Annotated in this window: 16 protein-coding genes; 2 read left to right on the top strand and 14 right to left on the bottom strand. The window is 63.2% G+C overall.

Annotated elements, in window-relative coordinates:
- Nucleotides 1-5 precede the first annotated feature (5 nt).
- The gene (locus ACS92L_RS14385; protein ID WP_438765760.1) at nt 6-1,160 is read left to right on the top strand and encodes an MFS transporter; all 1,155 of its coding nucleotides are present in this window, start codon (nt 6-8) and stop codon (nt 1,158-1,160) included.
- Between the two features lie 83 nt (nt 1,161-1,243).
- Here the strand turns inward: ACS92L_RS14385 and betT are convergent, their stop codons facing one another.
- The 7 genes from betT to ACS92L_RS14350 form a co-directional block, all read right to left on the bottom strand.
- Nucleotides 1,244-3,304, bottom strand: coding sequence for a choline BCCT transporter BetT (gene betT / locus ACS92L_RS14380; protein ID WP_438765759.1), 2,061 nt, complete (start codon nt 3,302-3,304; stop codon nt 1,244-1,246).
- Nucleotides 3,305-3,627: 323 nt separating this feature from the next.
- Entirely contained in the window at nt 3,628-4,683 is a 1,056-nt protein-coding gene (locus ACS92L_RS14375) for a LacI family DNA-binding transcriptional regulator (protein WP_438765758.1), read from the bottom strand.
- Nucleotides 4,684-4,729: 46 nt separating this feature from the next.
- Nucleotides 4,730-6,361 carry a glycoside hydrolase family 13 protein gene (locus ACS92L_RS14370; RefSeq protein ID WP_438765757.1) on the bottom strand — a complete coding sequence of 544 codons (1,632 nt, stop codon included), beginning with the start codon at nt 6,359-6,361 and terminating at the stop codon, nt 4,730-4,732.
- A gap of 26 nt (nt 6,362-6,387) precedes the next feature.
- Nucleotides 6,388-7,509, bottom strand: coding sequence for an ABC transporter ATP-binding protein (locus ACS92L_RS14365; protein WP_438765755.1), 1,122 nt, complete (start codon nt 7,507-7,509; stop codon nt 6,388-6,390).
- A 126-nt stretch (nt 7,510-7,635) separates the two neighbouring features.
- Complete coding sequence (locus tag ACS92L_RS14360) at nt 7,636-8,478, bottom strand: carbohydrate ABC transporter permease (RefSeq protein WP_438765754.1); 843 nt, start codon at nt 8,476-8,478, stop codon at nt 7,636-7,638.
- Entirely contained in the window at nt 8,475-9,443 is a 969-nt protein-coding gene (locus tag ACS92L_RS14355) for a carbohydrate ABC transporter permease (protein ID WP_438765753.1), read from the bottom strand. Before ACS92L_RS14355 ends, ACS92L_RS14360 begins: the two co-directional genes overlap by 4 nt.
- A 20-nt stretch (nt 9,444-9,463) precedes the next feature.
- Nucleotides 9,464-10,735, bottom strand: a complete 1,272-nt coding sequence (locus ACS92L_RS14350) for an ABC transporter substrate-binding protein (protein WP_438765752.1) — start codon at nt 10,733-10,735, stop codon at nt 9,464-9,466.
- A gap of 255 nt (nt 10,736-10,990) precedes the next feature.
- Between ACS92L_RS14350 and ACS92L_RS14345 the strand changes: the two genes are divergently transcribed.
- Nucleotides 10,991-12,583 carry a carbohydrate porin gene (locus ACS92L_RS14345; RefSeq protein WP_438765750.1) on the top strand — a complete coding sequence of 531 codons (1,593 nt, stop codon included), beginning with the start codon at nt 10,991-10,993 and terminating at the stop codon, nt 12,581-12,583.
- Nucleotides 12,584-12,706: 123 nt separating this feature from the next.
- Here the strand turns inward: ACS92L_RS14345 and ACS92L_RS14340 are convergent, their stop codons facing one another.
- The 7 genes from ACS92L_RS14340 to glnA form a co-directional block, all read right to left on the bottom strand.
- On the bottom strand, nt 12,707-13,891 hold the full coding sequence (locus ACS92L_RS14340) for an MFS transporter (protein WP_438765749.1): 1,185 nt from the start codon (nt 13,889-13,891) through the stop codon (nt 12,707-12,709).
- Between the two features lie 118 nt (nt 13,892-14,009).
- Nucleotides 14,010-15,347, bottom strand: coding sequence for a deoxyguanosinetriphosphate triphosphohydrolase (locus ACS92L_RS14335; RefSeq protein ID WP_438765748.1), 1,338 nt, complete (start codon nt 15,345-15,347; stop codon nt 14,010-14,012).
- Nucleotides 15,348-15,447: 100 nt separating this feature from the next.
- On the bottom strand, nt 15,448-16,311 hold the full coding sequence (locus ACS92L_RS14330; protein WP_438765747.1) for an isocitrate lyase/PEP mutase family protein: 864 nt from the start codon (nt 16,309-16,311) through the stop codon (nt 15,448-15,450).
- A 128-nt stretch (nt 16,312-16,439) separates the two neighbouring features.
- Nucleotides 16,440-17,855 (bottom strand): nitrogen regulation protein NR(I), encoded by a 1,416-nt coding sequence (gene ntrC, locus ACS92L_RS14325; protein WP_438765745.1) that lies wholly within the window; start codon nt 17,853-17,855, stop codon nt 16,440-16,442.
- Nucleotides 17,848-18,933 (bottom strand): nitrogen regulation protein NR(II), encoded by a 1,086-nt coding sequence (gene glnL / locus ACS92L_RS14320; protein WP_438765744.1) that lies wholly within the window; start codon nt 18,931-18,933, stop codon nt 17,848-17,850. Before glnL ends, ntrC begins: the two co-directional genes overlap by 8 nt.
- Before the next feature lie 175 nt (nt 18,934-19,108).
- Entirely contained in the window at nt 19,109-19,630 is a 522-nt protein-coding gene (locus ACS92L_RS14315; protein WP_438765743.1) for a DUF4124 domain-containing protein, read from the bottom strand.
- 150 nt (nt 19,631-19,780) lie between these two features.
- Nucleotides 19,781-21,187, bottom strand: coding sequence for a glutamate--ammonia ligase (gene glnA / locus ACS92L_RS14310; protein WP_438765742.1), 1,407 nt, complete (start codon nt 21,185-21,187; stop codon nt 19,781-19,783).
- Between the last annotated feature and the right edge of the window lie 22 nt (nt 21,188-21,209).

Raw genomic sequence — 21,209 nt, 5'->3', positions numbered from 1 at the left:
ACCCCATGAACGACCCCGAGCGCGTTGCCGCACGCGCGCCTGCCAGCCGTGCTGCCATTGCCTGGTTTTTTGCCCTCTCCGGGCTTTCCTTTTCCAACTGGGCGGTTCGCATTCCCGACATTCGCACCCTGCTCGATCTGTCCCAGTCCCAGCTCGGCGCGCTGCTGCTGTGTCCGGTCATCGGGTCGCTGGGCCTGACGCTACTGTCGAACTATCTCAACACCCGCTTTGGCAGCCGGCGTATCACCCGCGTGGCGGCCTCCGCCATCGTGGTCTCGCTGGTGTTGATCGGGTTTGCCCTCTCCCCGCTGACGCTGGGCCTGGCTCTGGCCGTCTTCGGCGCCGGCATGGGGCTTCTCAACATCGCCATGAACGATCAGGCGGCCACGCTTGAGCGTCGCTATCGACGCTCCATCATGTCCTCCTTTCATGGCCTGTTCAGCCTGGGGGGCATGGCCGGCTCGCTGATCGGCGGCGCTCTGGCCACGCTGGGGCTGACGCCGCGCTGGCACCTGCTGCTGGTCGCCGGCTTTTTGCTCATCGGCATTGTGATCAGCCACCGCCACCTGCTGGCACCGCCACCGCGCGCCGAGCGACCGGTCGGGGCGCTGTTCGTGCGTCCGAAGGGCCGGGTCTGGCTGCTGGGCGTCATCGCCGCCGCCGTGGTCTTCATCGAAGGCTCGATGGCCGACTGGTCAGCGCTTTTTCTTACCGACCTTGGCGCCTCGCGCGGGCATGCCGCCCTGGGACTTGCCGTCTTTACCGGCACCATGGCCGTCGGCCGGCTGCTGGGCGATCGCTGGCTGGACCGGGTCGGCGCGGTACGCGCCCTTGAAGTCGGCAGCGCGCTGGCGCTGGCCGGACTGATGCTGGCCATCATTGTGGCCGACCCCGTTCTGGCTCTGCTCGGCTTTGCACTGGCCGGCATCGGCATGTCGACCCTGTTCCCATGCCTTCTGAGCCTGGCCGGGCGCAATCGATCCATGTCGCCGTCAGGGGCGATTGCCTCGGTGGCCATGCTGGGCTATCTGAGCATGCTGGGCGGCCCGCCAATGCTGGGTTTTCTGGCCGAGGCCATCACGCTGCACTACGCCTTTATCGCACTGGTCGTGGCCGCAGCGCTTGCCATTGTACTGGCGCGGCCGGCGGCCCGGGCCTGACCCCGCCGGACGCGGCCTGCCTCGTGCCATGAAAAAGGGCCCGACCATGACGGTCGGGCCCTTTGCATTGCCAACAGATGCGCCTAGACCGGCGGCTGCTCGGGGCTGTCCGGCATGTTGATGTGGCCGGGCTCCATGCGGTTGAGATGCAGAAACTGCAGGTGGCGCTCGTACTGATCGAGAATGTCGTCGATCACCTGCTGCTCGGTATAGCCCATCAGGTCGTAGCCCTGGCTGCCCTCCAGCAGATGCACCTCGAGTCGGTAGTAGTTTTCCGAGGCCTTTTTGGTGCGCATGGCAAAGGCCGGCGTGGCAAAGGCCCGCGTCCAGACCTGGTAGGTGAAGTTCTGCTCGTTGCCGAAATCGACGTTGAGCGAGAGATAGTCATGCTCGTTCTGCTCGCCGCCACAGACGTACACACCGACGTCCTGGCTGTCGAGCCTGTCCTTGATGGCCGTCATGGCCGGGTGCACCCGCTCCTTGAGAAAGCGCTGCGCCTCGCCTCGATCCGGAAAGTTCATCGCCCGGTCCAGACGCTGCTCCCAGTTGCCCTGCCCGCCACGGCTGCTGCCCATGCGACCGGAAAGCGACCCCGCCAGGCTCAGCCGATAGCTCTCCTCCTTGAACGCCTCGACCTTGAGCGCCTTGTAGAGCCCGGCCATCATGAAAAAGAGCACCACCGAGAACGGCAGGCCCGTGATCACCACCGCACTTTGCAGCGTGGAAAGCCCCCCGGCCAGCAATAGCGCCAGGGTCAGAATACCGATCACCGCCGACCAGAGAATGCGCATCCACACCGGCGCATCGCTGCTGACATCCTTGAGCACCGAGGTGAAATTCGACAGCACCAGCGCGCCGGAATCGCCCGAGGTCACAAAGAAGATGATCGCCAGGATACTGACGGCAATCGTTGTAATGACCGGGAAGGGATACTGCTCCAGAAAGAGATAGATGCCCGCCGGCGGGTTATCCATGACCTGCTGACCGAACTCGGTGGCGCCACTGATCGCCATGTCGATGGCGCTGTTTCCCAGCAGCGACATCCAGATCATCATGAAGGCGATCGGCAGCGTCAGAGTACCGGCCACAAAGGTGCGGATGGTACGACCGCGGGAGATGCGGGCCAGAAAGAGTCCCACGAACGGGCCCCAGGCGATCCACCAGGCCCAGAAAAACAGCGTCCATGAGTTGAGCCAGTCCATCGGCCGATCAAAGGCGTAGGTATGAAACGACATTCGAACGAACGAGGAGAGATAGTCGCCCACGTTCATGACCAGCGCATTGAGCAAAAAGATGGTATCGCCGGCGAACAGCACGAACAAAAGCAGCGCCACCGCCAGCAAAATATTGAACTCGGAAAGGCGACGAATGCCGCGCTCCACGCCGGTCACCGCCGAGATGGTGGCAAACAGCACGATCAGCAGGACCAGCGCGGTCTGGGTCCAGGCGCTCTCGGCGATGCCGAACATGAAGTTCAGCCCGTAGTTGAGCTGAATTACCCCGATCCCGAGACTGGCCGCAATGCCGAACACGGTGCCCAGCACCGCCGCAATATCCACGGCATGGCCGATGGGGCCGTAGATTTTCTTGCCGATGATGGGATAGAGCGCGCTGGAAATGGTCAGCGGCAGATTGTGGCGATAGCTGAAAAACGCAAGCGACATGCCCACCAGCGTATAGATGCCCCAGCCTGAAAGCCCCCAGTGCATGAAGGTGAGCTGCATGGCATAGCGCGCAGCCTCCACCTGGTCTTCAGGGGCGCCGGGCGCGGTATAGAACTGGGTCAGCGGCTCGGCAAGGGCAAAGAAGATGACGCCGATGCCGATGCCGGCGGAAAACAGCATCGCCGACCAGGAGAACATGTTGAAGTCGGGTCGGGCATGCTCCGGGCCCAGCCGGATCTTGCCAAAGCGTGATACGCCAAGAAACACCACAAAGCCGAGATAGACCACAACGGTCAGAAAGTAATACCAGCCGAAGGTGTTGGAGATCCAGCCCAGTACGGCGTTGATGACCCCGCTGGCCTGTTCGGTGGCAATCATCGCCCACAGCGAAAACGCCACGATGCCGATAAACGACCCGTAGAAAACGGTCGGATTGAGTCTGTCCCCCGAAGGGGCGTTGTCTTTCGTTGTCTCACTCATGTGTCTTCCTGATTGATTATTGGAGATTGGAAGAGAGTCCTGACAGTCGGTGCTGTTTTTATGACTGTGACTCAGGGTGACACTATCGTAGTTTAACAACCGTTCAAAAAAAAACTTATGACAATTCAAAATTCCAAGAAGCCATGATTATTTCAAGCGGCATTCGCCCGTCACCGCTACACGAACCGATCGGTGTATGACAGACAGGCCGCCAGCGCAGGTGATCGTATGTCGACCCCGTCAGGCGACGGCGCAATAACAAGGCGCAACGGCGCCATCACGCATTCGGGAAGAAGGCAAGGAAGGTCAAGACAGCCCCGGCGTCAGGGCGTCGGCGGGCAGGTATCGCCGTGAATGATCCAGACCGGCTGAACCACGTCGCGTTCGTGACACTCACCGACCACCATGCGCGCCGCCATCACGCCCTTGGCGTGGCTGTCCTGATGGACCGTGGTCAGCATGGGGCGGCGGCGCTGGCCCTCGGCAATCCCGTCAAAGCCGGTCAGTCGCAGCTGCTCGGGCACCCTGATGCCGCGCTGCTCGGCCAGACTCAGCGCGGTCAGCGCCAGGCGATCCGACATGCACAGCAACAGATCCGGAGCGGACTCGGTCAGAAGGGCTTCAATAACGGGCGCGGCCGCCTCGAACGTGTTGCCATCAACGTTCCACAGCGCCACCCGGTCAGGGTCGTGGCCGGCCTCGCGCAGCGCCTGATCAAAACCGGTCAGCCGCTCGATGGCCACCGAATTGGGCTGCGACCAGCGCGAGTGCCGCTCGAGTGGCCCACCGGGAGCCTCCAGCGTCATGCGCAGCGCCAGAATCGCCGGGCGCCGCGCGCCGCCGGCCAGCGCATGGCGGGCAATGCCCAGTGCCGCGGCGCGATGATCGATCTGGACCGAGGCCAGCCCCGGCAGACGCATGTCCACGGTGACCAGCGGCTGGTGCTGATGACGCAGCAGCGCCAGGGTCCCCTCTTCAGGGATCGAGCCGTAGACCAGATAGCCGTCTGCCACGCCGTTAAGAGAGGGCGTCTGCCGGTCAGTACGCCCGGCATCGGTCAGCAGCAGCAGGTGATAACCGAGATCGTCCAGCACCTCGGCAATGCCGGCCAGAAAGCCGCCGGCCACGCTATCGCCGAGGCTGTAGCCCAGCCCGTCAGAGAGCATCACGGCGATGATGCGGGTCTGCCCGGTACGCAGCGTGCGCCCCCGGCTGCTCGGGCCCTCATAGCCCAGCGCCCGGGCGGCCGCCAGAATCTCCTCGCGACGTGTCGAGGAGAGCTGGTCGGGCCGGTTGAAGGCGTTGGAAACCGTCGCCGTCGACACGCCCAGATGCTCGGCGACCGACCGGAGCGTTACCGGCGGCGGCCGGCGACTCACGACGCCCCCCTGCCCCGCCTCGTCATGGCGCGTCGCCCTGTCGGGGTCACTGCGTCGTCAGCCAGACGGCCGCATTGCCGGCCAGATGATCGTCACTGACGGCGTCCGTCACGCTCTGCAGCGCCACGCGCCCCTCAGGCAGCGCCACCGGCGCCTCGCCCAGATTGAGCATCACGGTAACGGCCCCGTTGGACAGACACAGCACATCAGCACGCGGGCTCTTTTGCCAGACCAGCTGACCATGACCCAGTCCGTGCTCGTGGCGCATGGCCAGCAGATGGCGATAAAGCGACAGCGTCGAGCTTTCATCCTCCAGCTGGCGATCGGCGGTGTAGCGAGCGTAGCTCTCCGGCTGCGGCAGCCAGCTCTCGCCGGTGGTGCTAAAGCCGAACGCCGGCGCATCGGCGCGCCAGGGCAGCGGCACCCGGCACCCGTCACGGCCGATCTGCTCGCCGTTGGTGCGATGGAAGGTCGGGTCCTGACGATAGCGCGCCGGCATGGTGGTGTGATCCGGCAGCCCCAGCTCCTCGCCCTGATAGAGATAGGCCGAACCCGGCAGGGCCAGCGTCAGCATGATGAGCGCTCGCGCTCGACGCAGGCCCAGCGCCTCATCGGGCTGTTCACTGTCGGCATCGATGCCGTTGGGCCGCGCGCCGGGGCGTGACAGCCCCAGCCGTGAGGCGTGGCGCACGCTGTCATGGTTGGACATGACCCAGGTGGTGGGCGCCTCGACCGCGCCGTAGCTCTCAAGCGAGGTATCGATAACGTGGCGCAGTTTGTCCGCATCCCAGGGGGTGAGCAGATAGTCAAAGTTGAACGCCTGCTGCATCTCGTCAGGGCGCACATAGCGCGCCGTTTTAGAAGGCGGATGCACCCAGGCCTCGGCCACCATCATGCGATCACGCCCGAACTCGGTCAGCACCCGGTTCCAGCGGCGATAGATGTCGTGCACGCCGTCCTGATCCCACATCGGCCCCGGGTTGCCGCCCTCGATCATCGCCTGGCTGCCGTCCCAGTCCGGCAGTCCCGGCGCCTTGATCATGCCGTGGGCAACATCGATGCGAAACCCGTCAACGCCACGCTTGAGCCAGAAGCGCAGCACGTTGTCGAACTCCTCGAGCACCTCGGGGTTGTGCCAGTCGAGATCGGGCTGGCTGGAATCAAAAAGGTGCAGGTACCACTCACGCTCACCGGGCACCTGCGTCCAGGCCGGACCGCCGAACACACTCTGCCAGTTGTTGGGCGGCTGCTCTCCGTTTTCGCCACGCCCTTCCCGGAACATGTAGCGCGCGCGCTCCCGACTGCCGGAGGGTGAGGCCAGTGCCTCCTGAAACCAGACGTGCTCGCTGGAGGTATGGTTGGGCACGATGTCCACGATGATCCGCATGGCCCGCTCATGGGCACCCGACAGCATCGCATCGAAATCCTCGAGCGTGCCGAACAGCGGATCGACGTCGCGGTAGTCGGCCACGTCGTAGCCGGCATCCGCCTGCGGCGAGCGGTAAAAGGGTGAGAGCCAGAGCGCATCGACCCCCAGGTTCGCCAGGTAGTCGAGCCGCTGCGTAATGCCTTCCAGATCGCCAATGCCATCGCCGTTGGCATCCATGAAGCTGCGCGGATAGATCTGATAGATCACGGCGTCATGCCACCACTGTGGCCGGGAATGCTGCTGAGTCATATGCGCTTCCGTCGTGTGTGAGAAGTTCAGGACATCGTTGCCGGCGCATCGGTGCGCCCGGCGTCGGCCAGCGGCAACGCCCGGCCGTTATGATCGAAAAGATGGGCCCGATGCGAAGCAAACGCCAGGGTCACACGCTCACCGCGTGCAAAGGGGCTGGGCGCCTCGCTGCGACATACCAGCGCCTCGCCATCAGAGCGCTCCAGGTAAAGGTAGGCCTCGCTGCCCAGATACTCGACGTTGACGATCCTGAAGCCGGCCTCGCCCTCGGTAGCCACTGGAGTGAGATGCTCCGGACGCACGCCCAGCGTCAGGGGCCTGTTTTCTTCGCCGACTGGCACTCGATGAGGCAGCACCTGCTCCTTGAAGCCGGGCACGGTGATGCGACAGCCGCTCTCGCCCTCGCTGCGCGCCTTAACAGTGAGAAAGTTCATGGTCGGCGAGCCGATAAAGCCGGCCACAAAGCGCGACGCGGGCTTCTCGTAGAGCTCGCGAGGCGTGCCGGTCTGCTCGATGTGACCGTCATTGAGTACCACGATGCGATCGGCCAGCGTCATCGCCTCGACCTGGTCGTGGGTCACATAGATCATGGTCGAGCCAAGCCGCTCGTGCAGATGGGCGATCTCGTTGCGGGTCTGCACTCGCAGCGCAGCGTCCAGGTTGGACAGCGGCTCGTCAAACAGCAAAATCTTCGGCTCCCGGGCCATCGCCCGACCGATCGCGACGCGCTGGCGCTGTCCGCCGGAGAGCGCCTTTGGCAGGCGATCCAGCAGCCCATCGAGCTGCAGGATTGTTGCCGTCTGGCGCACGCGTTCATCGACTGTTTCCTTTGCCGATTTCGCAAGCTTCAGGCCGAAGGCGATGTTGTCATACACGCTCATGTGCGGATAAAGCGCGTAGGACTGAAATACCATCCCGATGCCCCGCTCCGGCGGCGTCAGATCGTTGACCCTTTGATCATCGATGGTCAGCTCGCCATGGGTGATCGATTCCAGCCCCGCAATCAGGCGTAACAGCGTCGACTTGCCACAGCCCGAGGGGCCGACAAAAACGACGAATTCGCCGTTACCGATCTCGAGCGAAACATCCTCGATCACTCGGGTCGCACCAAAGCGCTTGTTGATCTTCTCAAGCGTCAAAGAAGCCATGTGTCTCTCCTGCAGAGCCGCGCGCACCACGCACCGGGGGGGTGTAAATGAGCCTCTTGATCGGACTGGCGCTCCAGTTAATTTTTAACGCCATATGGTCGAGCGCAGGCACCTTTCAGTCGAGCCCTAGCCCTTCACGGCCCCGGCGGTCAGCCCCGAAACAATGCGGCGCTGAAAGATCACCACCAGCACCACCAGCGGCACGGTCACGATCACCGAAGCGGCCATGATCGGCCCCCAGGGCAGCTCGTACTGGCTGCCGCCAGAGATCAGCGCGATCGCCACCGGCACCGTGCGCTGGCTGTCGGTCAGCGTAAAGGTCAGGGCAAAGAGGAACTCGTTCCACGCCGCAATGAAGGCCAGCAGTCCGGTGGTTGCCATGGCCGGCCACAAAAGCGGCATGAAGACTTTCGTCAGCGTCACCCAGGGCGAGGCGCCATCAACGATCGCGGCCTCTTCCAGCTCATCGGGAAGCTGGCGCATGAAAGTGGTCAGAATCCACACCGTAAACGGCAGGGTGAAAATGGTGTAACTCAAAATCAGCCCGCCCGGGGAGTTATAAAGATCAAGCGTGCGGATCACCTCAAATAGCCCGGAGAGCACCGCCACCTGTGGAAACATCGACACGCCCAGTACAAGCATCATGACCGTCGTGCGCCCACGAAAGCGTACCCGACCCAGCGCCCAGGCCGCGGTCAGCCCCAAAAGCAGCGCGATTGCTACCACGCTGAGCGCCACGATCACCGAGTTGCGAATGGCGGCCAGAAAGGTGGGCTGGGAGAGCACCGTGGCATAATTGGAGAGATCGACGCTGTCGACCCAGTAGCTCACCTCAAACAGCTCGCTTGAGGGCTTCAGTGAGGTGACCACCGCGTAATAGAAGGGAAAGACGGCATAGAGCATCAGCACCGCCACCAGCAGCCAGAAGCCGATCTTCAGAAGAACCGCTTTCAGCCTGCGCAGACTCATTGCCCACCTCCCAGTTGGCGGCGGCCGAGGTAGAGATAAACCACCGTGACCAGCGCGATGATCATGAACAAAAGCGTCGAGGCCGCGCTGCCGTAACCCACGTCCTGAAACTCGACCAGCTGCTGACGAGCGTAAATCGACATGGTCATGGTCGAGGACGCGTTGGAGGTGAGCACGTAGATGACATCAAATACGCGCAGCGCATCCAGTGCCCGGAAGATCACCGCCACCAGCAGTGCCGGCATGATCAATGGCAGCGTGACGCAAAAAAAGACCTTTACCGGATGGATACCATCGACCTTCGCGGCTTCATAGCAGTCACCGGGCAGCATCTGTAGTGCCGCCAGCACCAGAAGCGCCACAAAGGGCGTGGCCTTCCAGACGTCGACCATGATCACCGCCCACATGGACAGACTGGCATCCGCTGTCCAGGACAGCGGTGCCGCGATCAGGCCCACGGCCATCAGCAGGTGATTGATGATGCCAAACTGGTCATTGAGCATCCACGCCCAGATTTTGGCCGACACCACGGTCGGAATCGCCCAGGGAATCAGCATGGCCGCACGCACGAGCGTCCGGCCGCGAAAACGCACGTTGAGCACCAGCGCCACGATCACGCCCAGTACCGCCTCCAGCGAAACCGACACCAGGGTGAAGTAAAGGGTATTCCACACCGACTGCCACCACAGCGGGTCGGCCAGCACGCCGTACCAGCCGTCATCAAACACGAGATAGTTCTCAAGGCCGATGAACCGTGCGCCATCAAGGCTGGACAGACTGGCATCGGTCAGGCTGAACCAGAAGGTGCGCAGCAGCGGCCAACCGGCCACCGCTGTCAGCACGACCAGCATGGGCAGGAGAAACAGCCACGCCGCGCGCACCCGCTGGCGTCGCACCCGGGTACCGCGCTCGCGGCGCGGCATGCCGCTTGAACCTGTCGATACTGCCTGCTGATCGCGACTCATGTCGTACGCCTCCGGCCGGATTACCAGCGACGCCGCTTGATGCGCTCAAGCTCGCCGTCAAGACGCTCAAGCCCCTGATCGGCCTCGGCATTGCCCGAAAGCACTTCATGCACGGTGTTGAAAAAGGCGTTGGAGACACGGGGATAATTGTCACCGGTGACGGCAGCCGGGCGCGGCACCGCCGAGGTGAAGGTCTCGTAGAGCGTGCCGAAGAAAGGCACTGCCGCCAGCACCTCGTCATCCTGATAGAGCGCCGGCAGCGTCGGGTTATAGGCCCCTTCGATGGCGCGACGTTTCTGCTCGTCAAACGAGGTGAGAAAAGCAACCAGGTCGGCGGCCATGTCAGGATTATCGCTGTAGCGTGATACGGCCAGATTCCAGCCGCCCAGTACACCAGCGCTCTCGCCGCTGTCGCCCCCGGCGGGCAGCGGCGCGACCTCGACCCGGTCGCGAATGCTGCTCTGCTCGGACTGCACCAGATCCCAGGCATAGGGCCAGTTGCGCATGAACAGCGCATTGCCGGACTGAAAGACACCGCGCGCCTCTTCCTCGGTGTAGTTGAGCACGCCCCGCGGTGAAATATTGTCGATCCAGCCGGCCGCCAGCGACAGCGCCTCGACCGCCTGCGCATTGTTGACGGTGATATCGCCGTTTTCATCGACGATGGTGCCGCCATCGGGATAGCTTGCGATCCATTCCAGCGCGTTGACCGTCAGTCCCTCATAGGCGCGCCCCTGAAATACGTAGCCCCAGAAATCACTTCGCCCTGCCTCGCGCTCACCGGCCTGTACCGTCTGTGCCGCCTCGGTAAGGCCCGCCCAGGTGGTGGGGACTTCAAGGCCATATTTGTCGAGCAGGTCCTTGCGGTAGTAGAGCACGCCGGCATCGGTAAACCAGGGCATCGCCACCAGCCGGTCGTCGACGGTGTTGTTGTCGACGATGGCGTCAAAAAAGCCGTTGGTGGCGCCCTCGTCCAGGTGGTCATGCAGATCGATCAGATGCGGCGCCAGCATACCGGGCCAGACCACATCGATCTGGAATACGTCGATATCGCTGGAGCGTGCGTTGAGGATCTGTTGATACAGCGACAGCCGCTCGGTGGCCGAATTGGGCGTGGAGACCACCTCAACGCTGTGGCCCGTCTGCGCTTCCCAGCGTTTGACGCCGGCCTGACACAACTGCAGCTCGGCGCCCACGGCACCGCAGGAGAGCGTGAGATCGGCCGCCGCGGCCGGCGAGACAGCGCCAATGACCGCCAGAAAACAGCTCGCAGGAATCAACCCGGGTTTCATCGCAACGCCTCCACAGGCTGAACACCAGACGCCTGTCTTAATCGTTTAAGTCGACCCGGAAAGGTACTTTTACCGACACGATGGCGACATTGGACCATGGATTGATAGCCCTTTGTCACAGAGACGAATGTATGAATGAAAGCTTATCAAGGGATCGTTAAGTTCTTTCGATCCCGTGCATGAAGCGCACACAACAAGACTGCCGATGTGTCGAGCAGCCGGATCACGCCAACAAAACGAACAAGGGACACTGCCATGCCTTCGCCTTTCCGCTTCCCGCGTCATCCGCTGGCCGCCGCCGTCGCGCTGGCGATGGCCCTGCCGACCGGCGCGCTCGCCGCTGACCGGTCCATCGAGGAACGTCTCGCCGAGCTGGAAGCCCGAGTGGCCGCCTCCGAGCGTCGCGCCAGTCAGGCAGAGCAGCGTGCTGTTCAGGCAGAGACGGCACTGGCAGAGCAGCGGACTTCGGCGCAGCAGGCCCCGGAGCCGCAGCTGGCGCAGCAGGATAACGTCCCGCAGACCTCCGGAGATGAGGAGCTTTCAGCGCCCGGCATTCCGTCGGAGATCCGCCAGGAGGAGGGCGAAGGCGAAGGGCTGTCGATGAGTGTCTACGCCCGTTCCGGGCTCTTGATCGGCAGCGATCGCAAGAGCGCGCCCGGCGGGCCCTATCTGACCCCGGCCGGCCGTTCCGGCGGCGCCGTGGGGCGTCTGGGCAACGAGCCGGACACCTACGTCGAGACGGTCTTTGACTACAACCAGCGCTTCGACAACGGCGCGCACTCGCTATATCGCGTCATGCTGGCCGACAGCACCACCACCAGCAACGACTGGACCGCCGATGAATCGGAACTCAATCTGCGCCAGGCCTTTGTCGAGTTCAGTGACCTGCCGGGCTTTACCGGCGCGTTCGAAAACGCCTCGATCTGGGCGGGCAAGCGCTTTGACCGCGACAACTTCAACATCGAGTGGATCGACAGCGATATTATCTTTCTCGCCGGTACCGGGGCGGGGATCTACGACATCGCCGTCACCGACGGTTGGGACACAAGCGTCTCGCTCTACGGTCGCAGCTTCAGCGACTATCCCATTGCCACCCGCGAGCAGCCGGGTCTGGAAGGCAGTACCGACAACCTGATCCTGAGCTCCAACAACCGCTTCGGCCCCTGGCAGTGGATGATCAGCGGCATGTCGGCCAACGACAACGATGAGCGCGACAACGACCCGGACAACAACCTGGCAAGCGATAACGCTGCCGAAAACGGCTTCCACACCATGGTCGCCTACCACGGCGACAGCTTCTTCGGGATGGGGGAAGGCACCTTCAAGGCGGCGGCAATGCACGGGCGCGGTCTGGGCGGTGAGGTCAAGGATCTGGGGGCCGACGGCAACCTCAATGACGACGCCCACACGACCCGGCTGGCGCTGTATGGCACCACCTATCTGTCACCGAACTGGCGCATCGCGCCGTCCCTGCTGGCCCAGACCAGCCGCGACCGCTACGCCAACGGCGACAGTTACGACTGGGCAACGCTTAGCGCGCGGCTGGCCAACGAGCTGACCGAGAACTTCGAAATGCAGTACGAGGCGAGCTATCAGTGGATGGATCTCGACCCTAACGGCTACGCCGGGCTCAACGACGTCAACGGCGGCTACACGCGACTCACCGTTGCCCCCACCATCAAACCACAGGTCGGCGGTTTCGGGCTGCGCCCCGAGATTCGCTTTTTCGCCACCTGGAGCGACTGGGACAAGGATCTCAACCGCTTCTCGGATGAGGACGCGCTGGGCAGCGACGACTTTACCGGCAGCGAATGGACCTTCGGCACCCAGATGGAGGTGTGGTTTTAAAAGGGCATGATATGGGCACAGACAGGGCGTGTCGGGGACGCGCTCTGCCTGCCCTCGCTAATCTCTCCCGTCTTTCCGACAGCAAAAACCATGACGACCATGCTCGGAAGGCACATTGCTGACTCAGCCGGTTTCATTTTCAACGCACCGCGCCCTGTCGGATCGCATACCGGCGCTGGCAGCCCCCATCAGCACCAAAGCCGGCAACACCAAAAGACCAGCGAACAGCATCGCCGCCCTGAGCCCTAGCCATTCCAGTGCGCCGCCGCCCATGATGACACCCAGCCCGATGGCACTATTGAGCACCGCCGTATGAATCGCGGTTGCCGGTACGGTATGACCACCGGCAATTCTGAGCACCCATGTCTGCAGACCTGTAAACAGGGCCGCAATGGCCATACCCCAGATCACCAGCAGTGAAATGACCTGGCCGATTCCCATGGCCGGGCCGCCAGTGCCCAGCACGATCAGCGCCAGCATCATTGTCATCAGTGCCGTAAAGATGAAAGGCTTCAGGCAACGGTCGACAAAAAAGGCGCTCAGCAGGTTGCCGGCAAAGCCTGCGGCGCCGAAGGCAAACAAAAGAAAAGCCGTCCAGCGAGCGTTGATATCAGGAATTTCTCCTATAAACGGCTCGATAAAGGTATAGGCCCCAAAGTGCGACGCGGCGGTCAGGCCAGTGATGATGAAAGTCAGCACAAGATCCCGACGTTTGAGAGCTCCCACCAGTCCCGCCCCACCGGATGGCGATTTGATCTCCATTGAAGGCAGCATCAGCGCCATTGCGCCGGCACTGATGGCGGCCAGGCCTCCCAGACAGAAAAAGGCAGTACGCCAGCCGCTGTGCTGGCCGGTCAGATTGGTCAGGGGTACCCCCATGACGGTCGCCACCGTGATGCCGCCAAGCACGATGGAGGTGGCCAGCCCGACCCGGTGTGCTGGAACGATATGGGCTGCGGTGGCGGCAACGTTGGCCCAGAACACACCATGGGCAACGGCGCCCAGTGCCCGGGCGCCCAGTAGTGTCAGTAGATCGGTGGACAGGGCCGCCAGCGTGCTGGAGGCGCAAAGAATCATCATCAGGGCAATCAGCAGTGTCTTTCGGGGCATCCGATTGTTGACCCAACCGGACAACAACCCGCTGGCGGCGCCAATCCAGGCATACAGAGTGACCGTCAACCCGACGGTGGAGGGCGACTCGTCCAGATCCATCGCGATTTGAGACAGCAGACCGATAGGGGCGAACTCGGTCGTGACCATCGTAAAGGAGGCCAGACACAGCACGCTGACCGCACCCCATACTCGCAAAACTGATCCATTCATTAACAATTGCTGCGCCCTGTCGCTTGAGTGACCAGCCGCCTTTTGAAACCCTGCAGGGCCTCACGCTGCGACCAGTGATGCCCCGTCACTGCATCAACAGGGACTATTCCCCACGCAGCCGTCCGCCCATTTCCTGAGCCAGATCGACGGCGAAGTTGTCCGTCATGCCGCCGATGAAATCGAGCATGCGGCGGTAGCTGTCATACAGCGGCCATTGGGTTTTAGGGGTGTTCTCCCCGATGAGTGCCAGCACGCGCTGATGCTTGAAGCTGGACTGCCCGGTGAAGTGCAGCTCATGCGCTGCGCCGATAAAGGCTTCGAGCAGAATGCCCAGCGTGGTGTAGGCGCCGATCTCGAGCTTGGCCTTGCGGGCGTTGCGAAAGATGCGATCGCGAGCGATTTTCTTGGCCTCGCTCACGCCCCAGCCCAGATCCGGATGGCACAGATCGAGCAGGTCGTCTTCCAGGCTGCCCTCGAGCAGCGCCTGTTCGTGGGTGACAAAGGTCGCTGCCACCTCGTTGACCGCCCGCTCCATCGCCGCGCCGCGCAGGGCGGCCACGCGCCGGCGCTGGGAGACGTTGTCGCGCGCCATGCGGGCGTACTCCTCGGGCTCGCCGCCGGCAATATGGGTCAGTACGCCGGCGACTTCCTCAAAGCGCAGAATGCCCATCTCAAGGCCATCCTCGAGATCGAGCAGGGCGTAACAGATGTCATCGGCGGCCTCGACCAGCCAGGCAAAGGGATGGCGACACCAGGCGTGGTCGCTCAGCCGCTTGAGCCCCAGCAGGCCGGCGACGCGCTCGAGCTGCTCGCTTTCCGACTGATAGGCGCCGAACTTGCCGGCCAGGCCCGCCCGCTCCACCGTCCAGGGGTACTTGAGCATCGCGCCCAGCGTCGGGGCGGTCAGGCGCATACCGCCGTTGAACTGGTTGTACTCAATCTGGGTAACGACCCGAAACCCCTGGGCGTTGCCTTCATAGGTCAGAAGATCCGCCCGCTGGGTCGGGGTCAGCGCCTCCAGAAAGCCGGTACCGTCGGCCTCGGCGCGCTTGAACCAGTCGCGGATGGCGTATTCGCCGGCATGACCGAAGGGCGGATTGCCGATGTCGTGACTCAAACACGCCGCCTGCACGATCACGCCCATGTCGGCGGGGGTGATCCAGCCCGGCAGGCGGTCGCTCAGGCGCTCGCCGACGATCATGCCCAGGCTTCGACCCACGCAGCCGACTTCCAGCGAGTGGGTCAACCGGGTGTGGATATGATCGTTTTCGGTCAGCGGGTGGACCTGTGTCTTGCGTCCCAGACGGCGAAAGGAGCCGGAAAAGACGATGCGATCAAAGTCCTTGTGGAAAGGACTGCGGCCGATTTCGCGCTCGCGCTCGGTCGTCTTGTCATCCAGACGCACGGGGGCCAGCAACTGCTCCCACTGCATTTGACTCATCTCGCCTCGTCCCCTGTGACCCGCGCGGCAGGCGCCGGCCGTTCATTGATGGATGGCCTGGCGGCCCTGCCCTTTCCGGTATTTATTCGTTGACGTCTACCTATTCGTTGACGTCCATATAGCGTCGCGCCCACTCGCGGTTGTCTTCAAGCGTCGAATAGCGGGTGGAGAGCTCGGAGGCGTTGAGGTTGCCATCGGCGATCTGGCGCTGCTCGCGAAGGCAATCATAGGTGGCCTTGATGGCGGCAAAATAGGCGCCGTGCCCGTTGACCACCACACGCACACCGGCCCGCGCGAGACGCTCTCGGTCGCGCAATTCGGGGTTGTCGTAGGTAACCAGCATCAGCGGGATGGTCAAATGCTGAGCAATGGCTTCCAGATGATCGAAATCGCGAATGCCGACCATGCAGATGCCGTCGGCGCCGGCGCGTTCGTAGGCCATGGCGCGGGTGGTGGCGTCTTCGGTGCTGAGCACGCCGGCATTGGTGCGGGCCAGAATGGCCATGGCCGGGTCGATACGCGCCTCAAGTGCGGCGCGAATCTTGCCGACGCCCTCTTCCAGCGGCACCAGATCGGTGGACTTGCGCCCGTACTTGGCCGGCAGCAGGGTGTCTTCGATGGTCAGCGCGGCCACACCGGCGCGTTCGAGCTCGGTAATGGTGCGCATGACGTTGAGCGCGTTGCCGTAGCCGTGGTCGGCATCGGCAATGATCGGCAGACGCGCCACGCGGCCGATGCGGGTGGCCTGCTCAACGAATTCACTGAGCGTAATCAGGGCAAAATCGGGCGCGGCCAGTACCTGCAGCGAGGCGACCGAGCCGCCCAGAATGCCGACCTCAAAGCCCAGATCCGCCGCGATACGCGCGGACATGGGATCAAACGTCGAGGCGGTAAAAAAGCAGTCCTCGCGGGCGAGAAGGTCGCGAAACTGGTAGCGCAGATCGTGCTGGGAAGGGGTAGCCATGACAACTCCTGAACATCAGAAACCGGCGATGGGCTTTGACGGCCCATCCTTGATGGCGACCTACTTTATACGTTTGTCCCATAACGCACCAACACGGCGCGTTGGCACGTTAGGCCCGAACCGCCGATCTAGTCGGCGCTGTCGGCCAGCGCCGGCAGCAGCACCTTGAGCTTGCGAGTCAGGGTGTTGCGCCCCCAGCCCAGAAGCTCGGCGGCCTCGCCCTTGCGCCCACCGGTGTGCTTGAGGGCGGTCTCGATCAGAATACGCTCGAAATCCGGCACGGCCTCTTCCAGCAGGTGCGTGTGGCCGGCGGCCAGCGCCCGGTCGGCCCATTCGCGAAAGGCGTGGCGCCAGTCACCGGTGCCTTCTCCGGGGCGCTCGAGATCACGAAGCTCCGGGGGCAGATCATCCACGAGCACCTCGCGACTGGAGGCCATGACGGTCAGCCAGCGACAGGTGTTTTCCAGCTGGCGCACGTTGCCCGGCCAGGGCAGATGCGAGAGATGCTGCTCGGCGGCCTCGGTGAGCACCTTGGGCTCGGCGGAGAGTTCGCGGGCGGCCTCGGCCAGAAAGTGACGGGCGAGCCGCGGGATATCCTCGCGTCGCTCGGAGAGTCTGGGCAGGTGCACGCGAATCACGTTAAGCCGGTGAAACAGATCCTCGCGAAAGCGCCCTTCCTCAACCAGCTGCTCCAGATGCTGGTGGGTGGCAGCGATAATGCGCACGTCTACTCGCACCGGCACATGCCCACCGACCCGATAGAACTCGCCATCGGCCAGCACGCGCAACAGCCGTGTCTGGGTCTCGGCCGGCATGTCGCCGATCTCATCGAGAAAGAGCGTGCCGCCATCGGCCTGCTCGAAGCGCCCGCGCCGCTGGGCCGTCGCTCCGGTAAAGGCGCCCTTTTCGTGGCCGAACAGCTCCGATTCCATCAGATCGCGCGGAATGGCCGCCATGTTGAGCGCAATAAAGGGCTGATGCCCGCGCGGGCTGTGCTGATGCAGGGCGCGAGCGACCCGCTCCTTGCCGGTGCCCGACTCGCCGTTGATCATCACGGTGATATGAGAGTGCGACAGCCGGCCGATGGCGCGAAACACCTCCTGCATGGCCGGCGCTTCGCCGATGATCTCGGCCTGAATGCCCTCGGGGGCGCGCGCTGGGGCCTGACGCTCGCGAGCATGGGCAATGGCGCGACGCACCAGGGAGAGCGCATCGTCGACATCAAAGGGCTTGGGCAGATACTCGAACGCCCCGCCCTGATAGGAGGCCACGGCGCTGTCGAGATCCGAATGCGCGGTCATGATGATTACCGGCATGTCGGTGTGGCGCTCGCGCACCCGCGCCATCAGATCCAGCCCGTCGACACCCGGCATGCGGATATCGGTGAGCAGGACATCGGGCGCCTGTCGATTGATCGCCTCTTCGGCCTGATCGGCCCGCTCAAAGCTTGAGACCTCGATATCGGGCTGGGCGAGCGTGCGCTCGAGTACCCAGCGGATGGCGCGATCATCATCCACGATATAGACGCGGGCGGTATCACTCATGGGTGCCTCCGTTGGCATGTCGGTCGTGCTCGGGTTCACTGAAGCCTTCCAGCGGAATCAGAAGACGAAACTCGGTATGGCCGGGGCGGCTGTCGCATTCGATCAGGCCCTGATGCTGATGCAGAATCGACTGGGCAATGGACAGTCCCAGCCCGCTGCCCTCGGCCCGCCCGGAGATCATCGGGTAAAACAGCGACTCCGCCAGCGTCTCGGGCACGCCGGGGCCGTTGTCGATCACACAGACCTCGCACACCAGCCGGTGGCGCTCGGCCCCCAGGGTGAACTGCCGCCGCGCCCGGGTGCGCAGCGTCACGGTCGGCTGCTCGGTGGCGTTTTCCTTGAGCGCCTGAACGGCGTTGCGGGTGACGTTGAGCACGGCCTGAATGAGCTGGTCGGCATCGCCCATGATGGCCGGCAGGCTGGGGTCGTAGTCCCGCTGCAGATCGATGGTGTCGGTCTCGGCCTGCAAGAGCGCGCGTACCCGCTCGACGACTTCATGCACGTTGATGGGCTGCTGCTCGACCGGCCGATTGGGCCCGAGCATGCGATCGACCAGATCGCGCAGGCGGTCGGCCTCTTCGATGATGATGCGGGTAAATTCGGTCAGGCTTTCATCGGGCAGGTCACGCTCTAAAAGCTGCGCCGCGCCACGAATGCCGCCCAGGGGGTTTTTGACCTCGTGGGCCAGCCCCCGGGTGAGCACCTTGACCATCTCCTGACGGGCGATCAGCGACTCCTCGCGCGAGATGCGCATCAGCCGGTCGCGCGGCTCGAACTCAAGCAACAGCTCGGTTTTCGACAATGGCGTGGCGGTGTAGTCCACCGTGATGCGCTCGCCGCCGGCCATGGCAAGCTGGGTCTCGCGCTGGGTATAGGGGTGCTGGCGACGCAGGGCGTCCGCCAGCATGGCGGCGATATGGCCCGCCTCGCCTTCCAGACACTCAAGCGGGGTATCCTGGACCCGCGACAGGCTCAGCCCCATCAGGGCTTCCGCCGCCGGATTGAGCCAGCGAACACGCAACTGCTCATCGAGCAGCACCACGGCCGTGGTGAGATGTTCCAGCAGGCGTTGATGCATGAAGCACCTCGTTAACGTTATTTCCCTTTGATAGTGCAAAAAGCGCGCCACATGTGCCGGATCGCGCACCACAAGGGGAAAACCTGCCACTGGATGGGCGTGGAAGCGGCGCAACCCGGAGAGCGAGCCGACCATTGTGCACCTTTGTGGTGCAAAAGAGCCAGCGGCGGCGGTATCAGGGTCGCGAGGCCGGCACGCCTGCGGGCAGTATCTCAAGGGTCATGACCGGTGAGCGCTGGCGAACGGTGCCGCTGCTGTCGAGCACTTCGGCTACCAGTTCGTGACGGCCGGCCTCAAGACCCATGGCGACCAGCACCCGGCTGGCCAGCGGCGACTGGTGGGGCCTGCCGTTCACGCTGAGCTGCACCCGGTCGCTGTCTCGAAGGCGCGGGACGGTCTCCAGGCGCACGGGCACACCGCGGCGCGCCTGATCAAGGGTCACGGGCGCACTCCGGGGCGCAAGGGTCACACGCTGGTAGGGTGTAAAAACGGCGGGCGCCGATGGGGTGGCAACGGCCTCGCTCAAGACTTTCGAGGGTGAGAGCACCTGCGGGGCACGCACATCGGTTCGGGTGCCGCCGGGGCGGTCGCTCCAGACGACGTTGCCCCGCTCATCGGTGTGGCGATAGACCGCCGCGCCGGCCTGAGGCATAGCGGTCAAAAACAGTGACCAGACCACGGCGACCCACAGCGTCATACGGCAAAGGCGACCCGGCACGGCAGCAGTTCCACAGAAATAATGGGCGTTCATTATCGCCGGAAATTTTAAGGCACCAGACGATAAAAAGCCCCGCCAAAGCGGGGCTTTTCTCTTGCAGGCCCGGTAATGGGGGCCGCAGCTCAGACCTTAGAGGCTGTAGTACAGGTCGTATTCCATGGGGCTTGGCACCATGCGAACGGCCGTGACGTCTTCCATCTTGAGCTCGATGTAGGCATCGATCATCTCTTCGGTGAACACGCCGCCTTCGGTCAAAAAGGCGTGGTCGTCCTTGAGCGCCTGCAGGGCTTCTTCAAGGCTTGAAGCCACCGTGGGTACGTTGAGCGCTTCTTCGGCCGGCAGGTCGTACAGGTTCTTGTCCAGCGCCTCGCCCGGATGGATCTTGTTGCGAATGCCGTCGATACCGGCCATCAACAGTGCCGAGAAGGCCAAATACGGGTTGGCCATCGGGTCGGGGAAGCGGGTCTCGACACGCTTGCCCTTGGGGCTTGCGGTGTAGGGAATACGAATCGAGGCCGAGCGGTTACGCGCGCTGTAGGCCAGCATGACCGGCGCTTCAAAACCCGGAACCAGACGCTTGTAGGAGTTGGTCGACGGGTTGGTGAAGGCGTTCAGCGCACGCGCATGCTTGATGACACCGCCGATGTAATACAGCGCGGTTTCAGACAGGCCCGCGTACTCGTCGCCGGCGAACATGTTCTCGCCATCCTTCCAGAAGGACTGGTGGATGTGCATGCCGGAGCCGTTATCGCCGGCCATCGGCTTGGGCATGAAGGTCGCGGTCTTGCCATAGGCATGTGCCACGTTGTGGATCACATACTTCATGGTCTGCACTTCGTCGCACTTTTGCACCAGCGTGTTGAACTTCACACCGATTTCGTTTTGACCGGCGTTGGCCACTTCGTGGTGGTGCACTTCAACGGTCTGACCCACGGCTTCCAGCGTCGAGCACATGGCGCTGCGGATGTCGTGGAAGGAGTCAACCGGCGGGACCGGGAAATAGCCGCCCTTGACGCGCGGACGGTGGCCCATGTTGCCGCCTTCGAACTTGCCATCGGTCTCCCAGGCGCCCTCTTCGGAAGAGATGCGGAAAAAGGAGTGATGCATGTCGTTTTTGAAATGCACTTCATCAAAGATGAAAAACTCCGGCTCGGGACCGAAAAAGGCCGTGTCGCCCAGGCCGGTGCTGCCCAGATAGGCTTCGGCGCGCTTGGCGATCGAGCGCGGATCACGCTCGTAGCCCTGCATGGTGGCCGGCTCGATGATGTCGCAGCGCAAAACGACCGTGGGGTCTTCGGTGAAGGGATCGATGTAGCCGGAACCGTCCTGAGGCATCAGGATCATGTCGGACTCGTTGATGCCCTTCCAGCCACCGATGGAGGAGCCATCGAACATCTGTCCGGTTTCAAAGAACTCGTCATCGACCATGCGAGCGGGAATGGTGACGTGCTGCTCCTTGCCCTTGGTATCGGTAAAGCGCAGATCGGCCCACTTGATGTCGTTCTCTTCGATCAGGGCAAGCGTTTTCTCTGACATGTGACTCCTCCAATAAAAAGGG

The sequence above is a fragment of the Kushneria halocnemicola genome, from assembly GCF_965650455.1.
Lineage (GTDB): Bacteria > Pseudomonadota > Gammaproteobacteria > Pseudomonadales > Halomonadaceae > Kushneria.
The sequence above is the reverse complement of the archived record's forward strand: the minus strand, read 5'-3'. Positions and strand labels throughout refer to the sequence as shown.

Excerpts from the sequence above, each read along its gene's own strand:
- ACS92L_RS14385 (WP_438765760.1), top strand. The coding sequence starts at position 6 with ATGAACGACCCCGAGCGCGTTGCCGCACGCGCGCCTGCCAGCCGTGCT.
- betT (WP_438765759.1), bottom strand. The coding sequence starts at position 3,304 with ATGAGTGAGACAACGAAAGACAACGCCCCTTCGGGGGACAGACTCAAT.
- ACS92L_RS14370 (WP_438765757.1), bottom strand. The coding sequence starts at position 6,361 with ATGACTCAGCAGCATTCCCGGCCACAGTGGTGGCATGACGCCGTGATC.
- ACS92L_RS14365 (WP_438765755.1), bottom strand. The coding sequence starts at position 7,509 with ATGGCTTCTTTGACGCTTGAGAAGATCAACAAGCGCTTTGGTGCGACC.
- ACS92L_RS14360 (WP_438765754.1), bottom strand. The coding sequence starts at position 8,478 with ATGAGTCTGCGCAGGCTGAAAGCGGTTCTTCTGAAGATCGGCTTCTGG.
- ACS92L_RS14355 (WP_438765753.1), bottom strand. The coding sequence starts at position 9,443 with ATGAGTCGCGATCAGCAGGCAGTATCGACAGGTTCAAGCGGCATGCCG.
- ACS92L_RS14350 (WP_438765752.1), bottom strand. The coding sequence starts at position 10,735 with ATGAAACCCGGGTTGATTCCTGCGAGCTGTTTTCTGGCGGTCATTGGC.
- ACS92L_RS14345 (WP_438765750.1), top strand. The coding sequence starts at position 10,991 with ATGCCTTCGCCTTTCCGCTTCCCGCGTCATCCGCTGGCCGCCGCCGTC.
- ACS92L_RS14335 (WP_438765748.1), bottom strand. The coding sequence starts at position 15,347 with ATGAGTCAAATGCAGTGGGAGCAGTTGCTGGCCCCCGTGCGTCTGGAT.
- ACS92L_RS14330 (WP_438765747.1), bottom strand. The coding sequence starts at position 16,311 with ATGGCTACCCCTTCCCAGCACGATCTGCGCTACCAGTTTCGCGACCTT.
- ntrC (WP_438765745.1), bottom strand. The coding sequence starts at position 17,855 with ATGAGTGATACCGCCCGCGTCTATATCGTGGATGATGATCGCGCCATC.
- glnL (WP_438765744.1), bottom strand. The coding sequence starts at position 18,933 with ATGCATCAACGCCTGCTGGAACATCTCACCACGGCCGTGGTGCTGCTC.
- ACS92L_RS14315 (WP_438765743.1), bottom strand. The coding sequence starts at position 19,630 with ATGACGCTGTGGGTCGCCGTGGTCTGGTCACTGTTTTTGACCGCTATG.
- glnA (WP_438765742.1), bottom strand. The coding sequence starts at position 21,187 with ATGTCAGAGAAAACGCTTGCCCTGATCGAAGAGAACGACATCAAGTGG.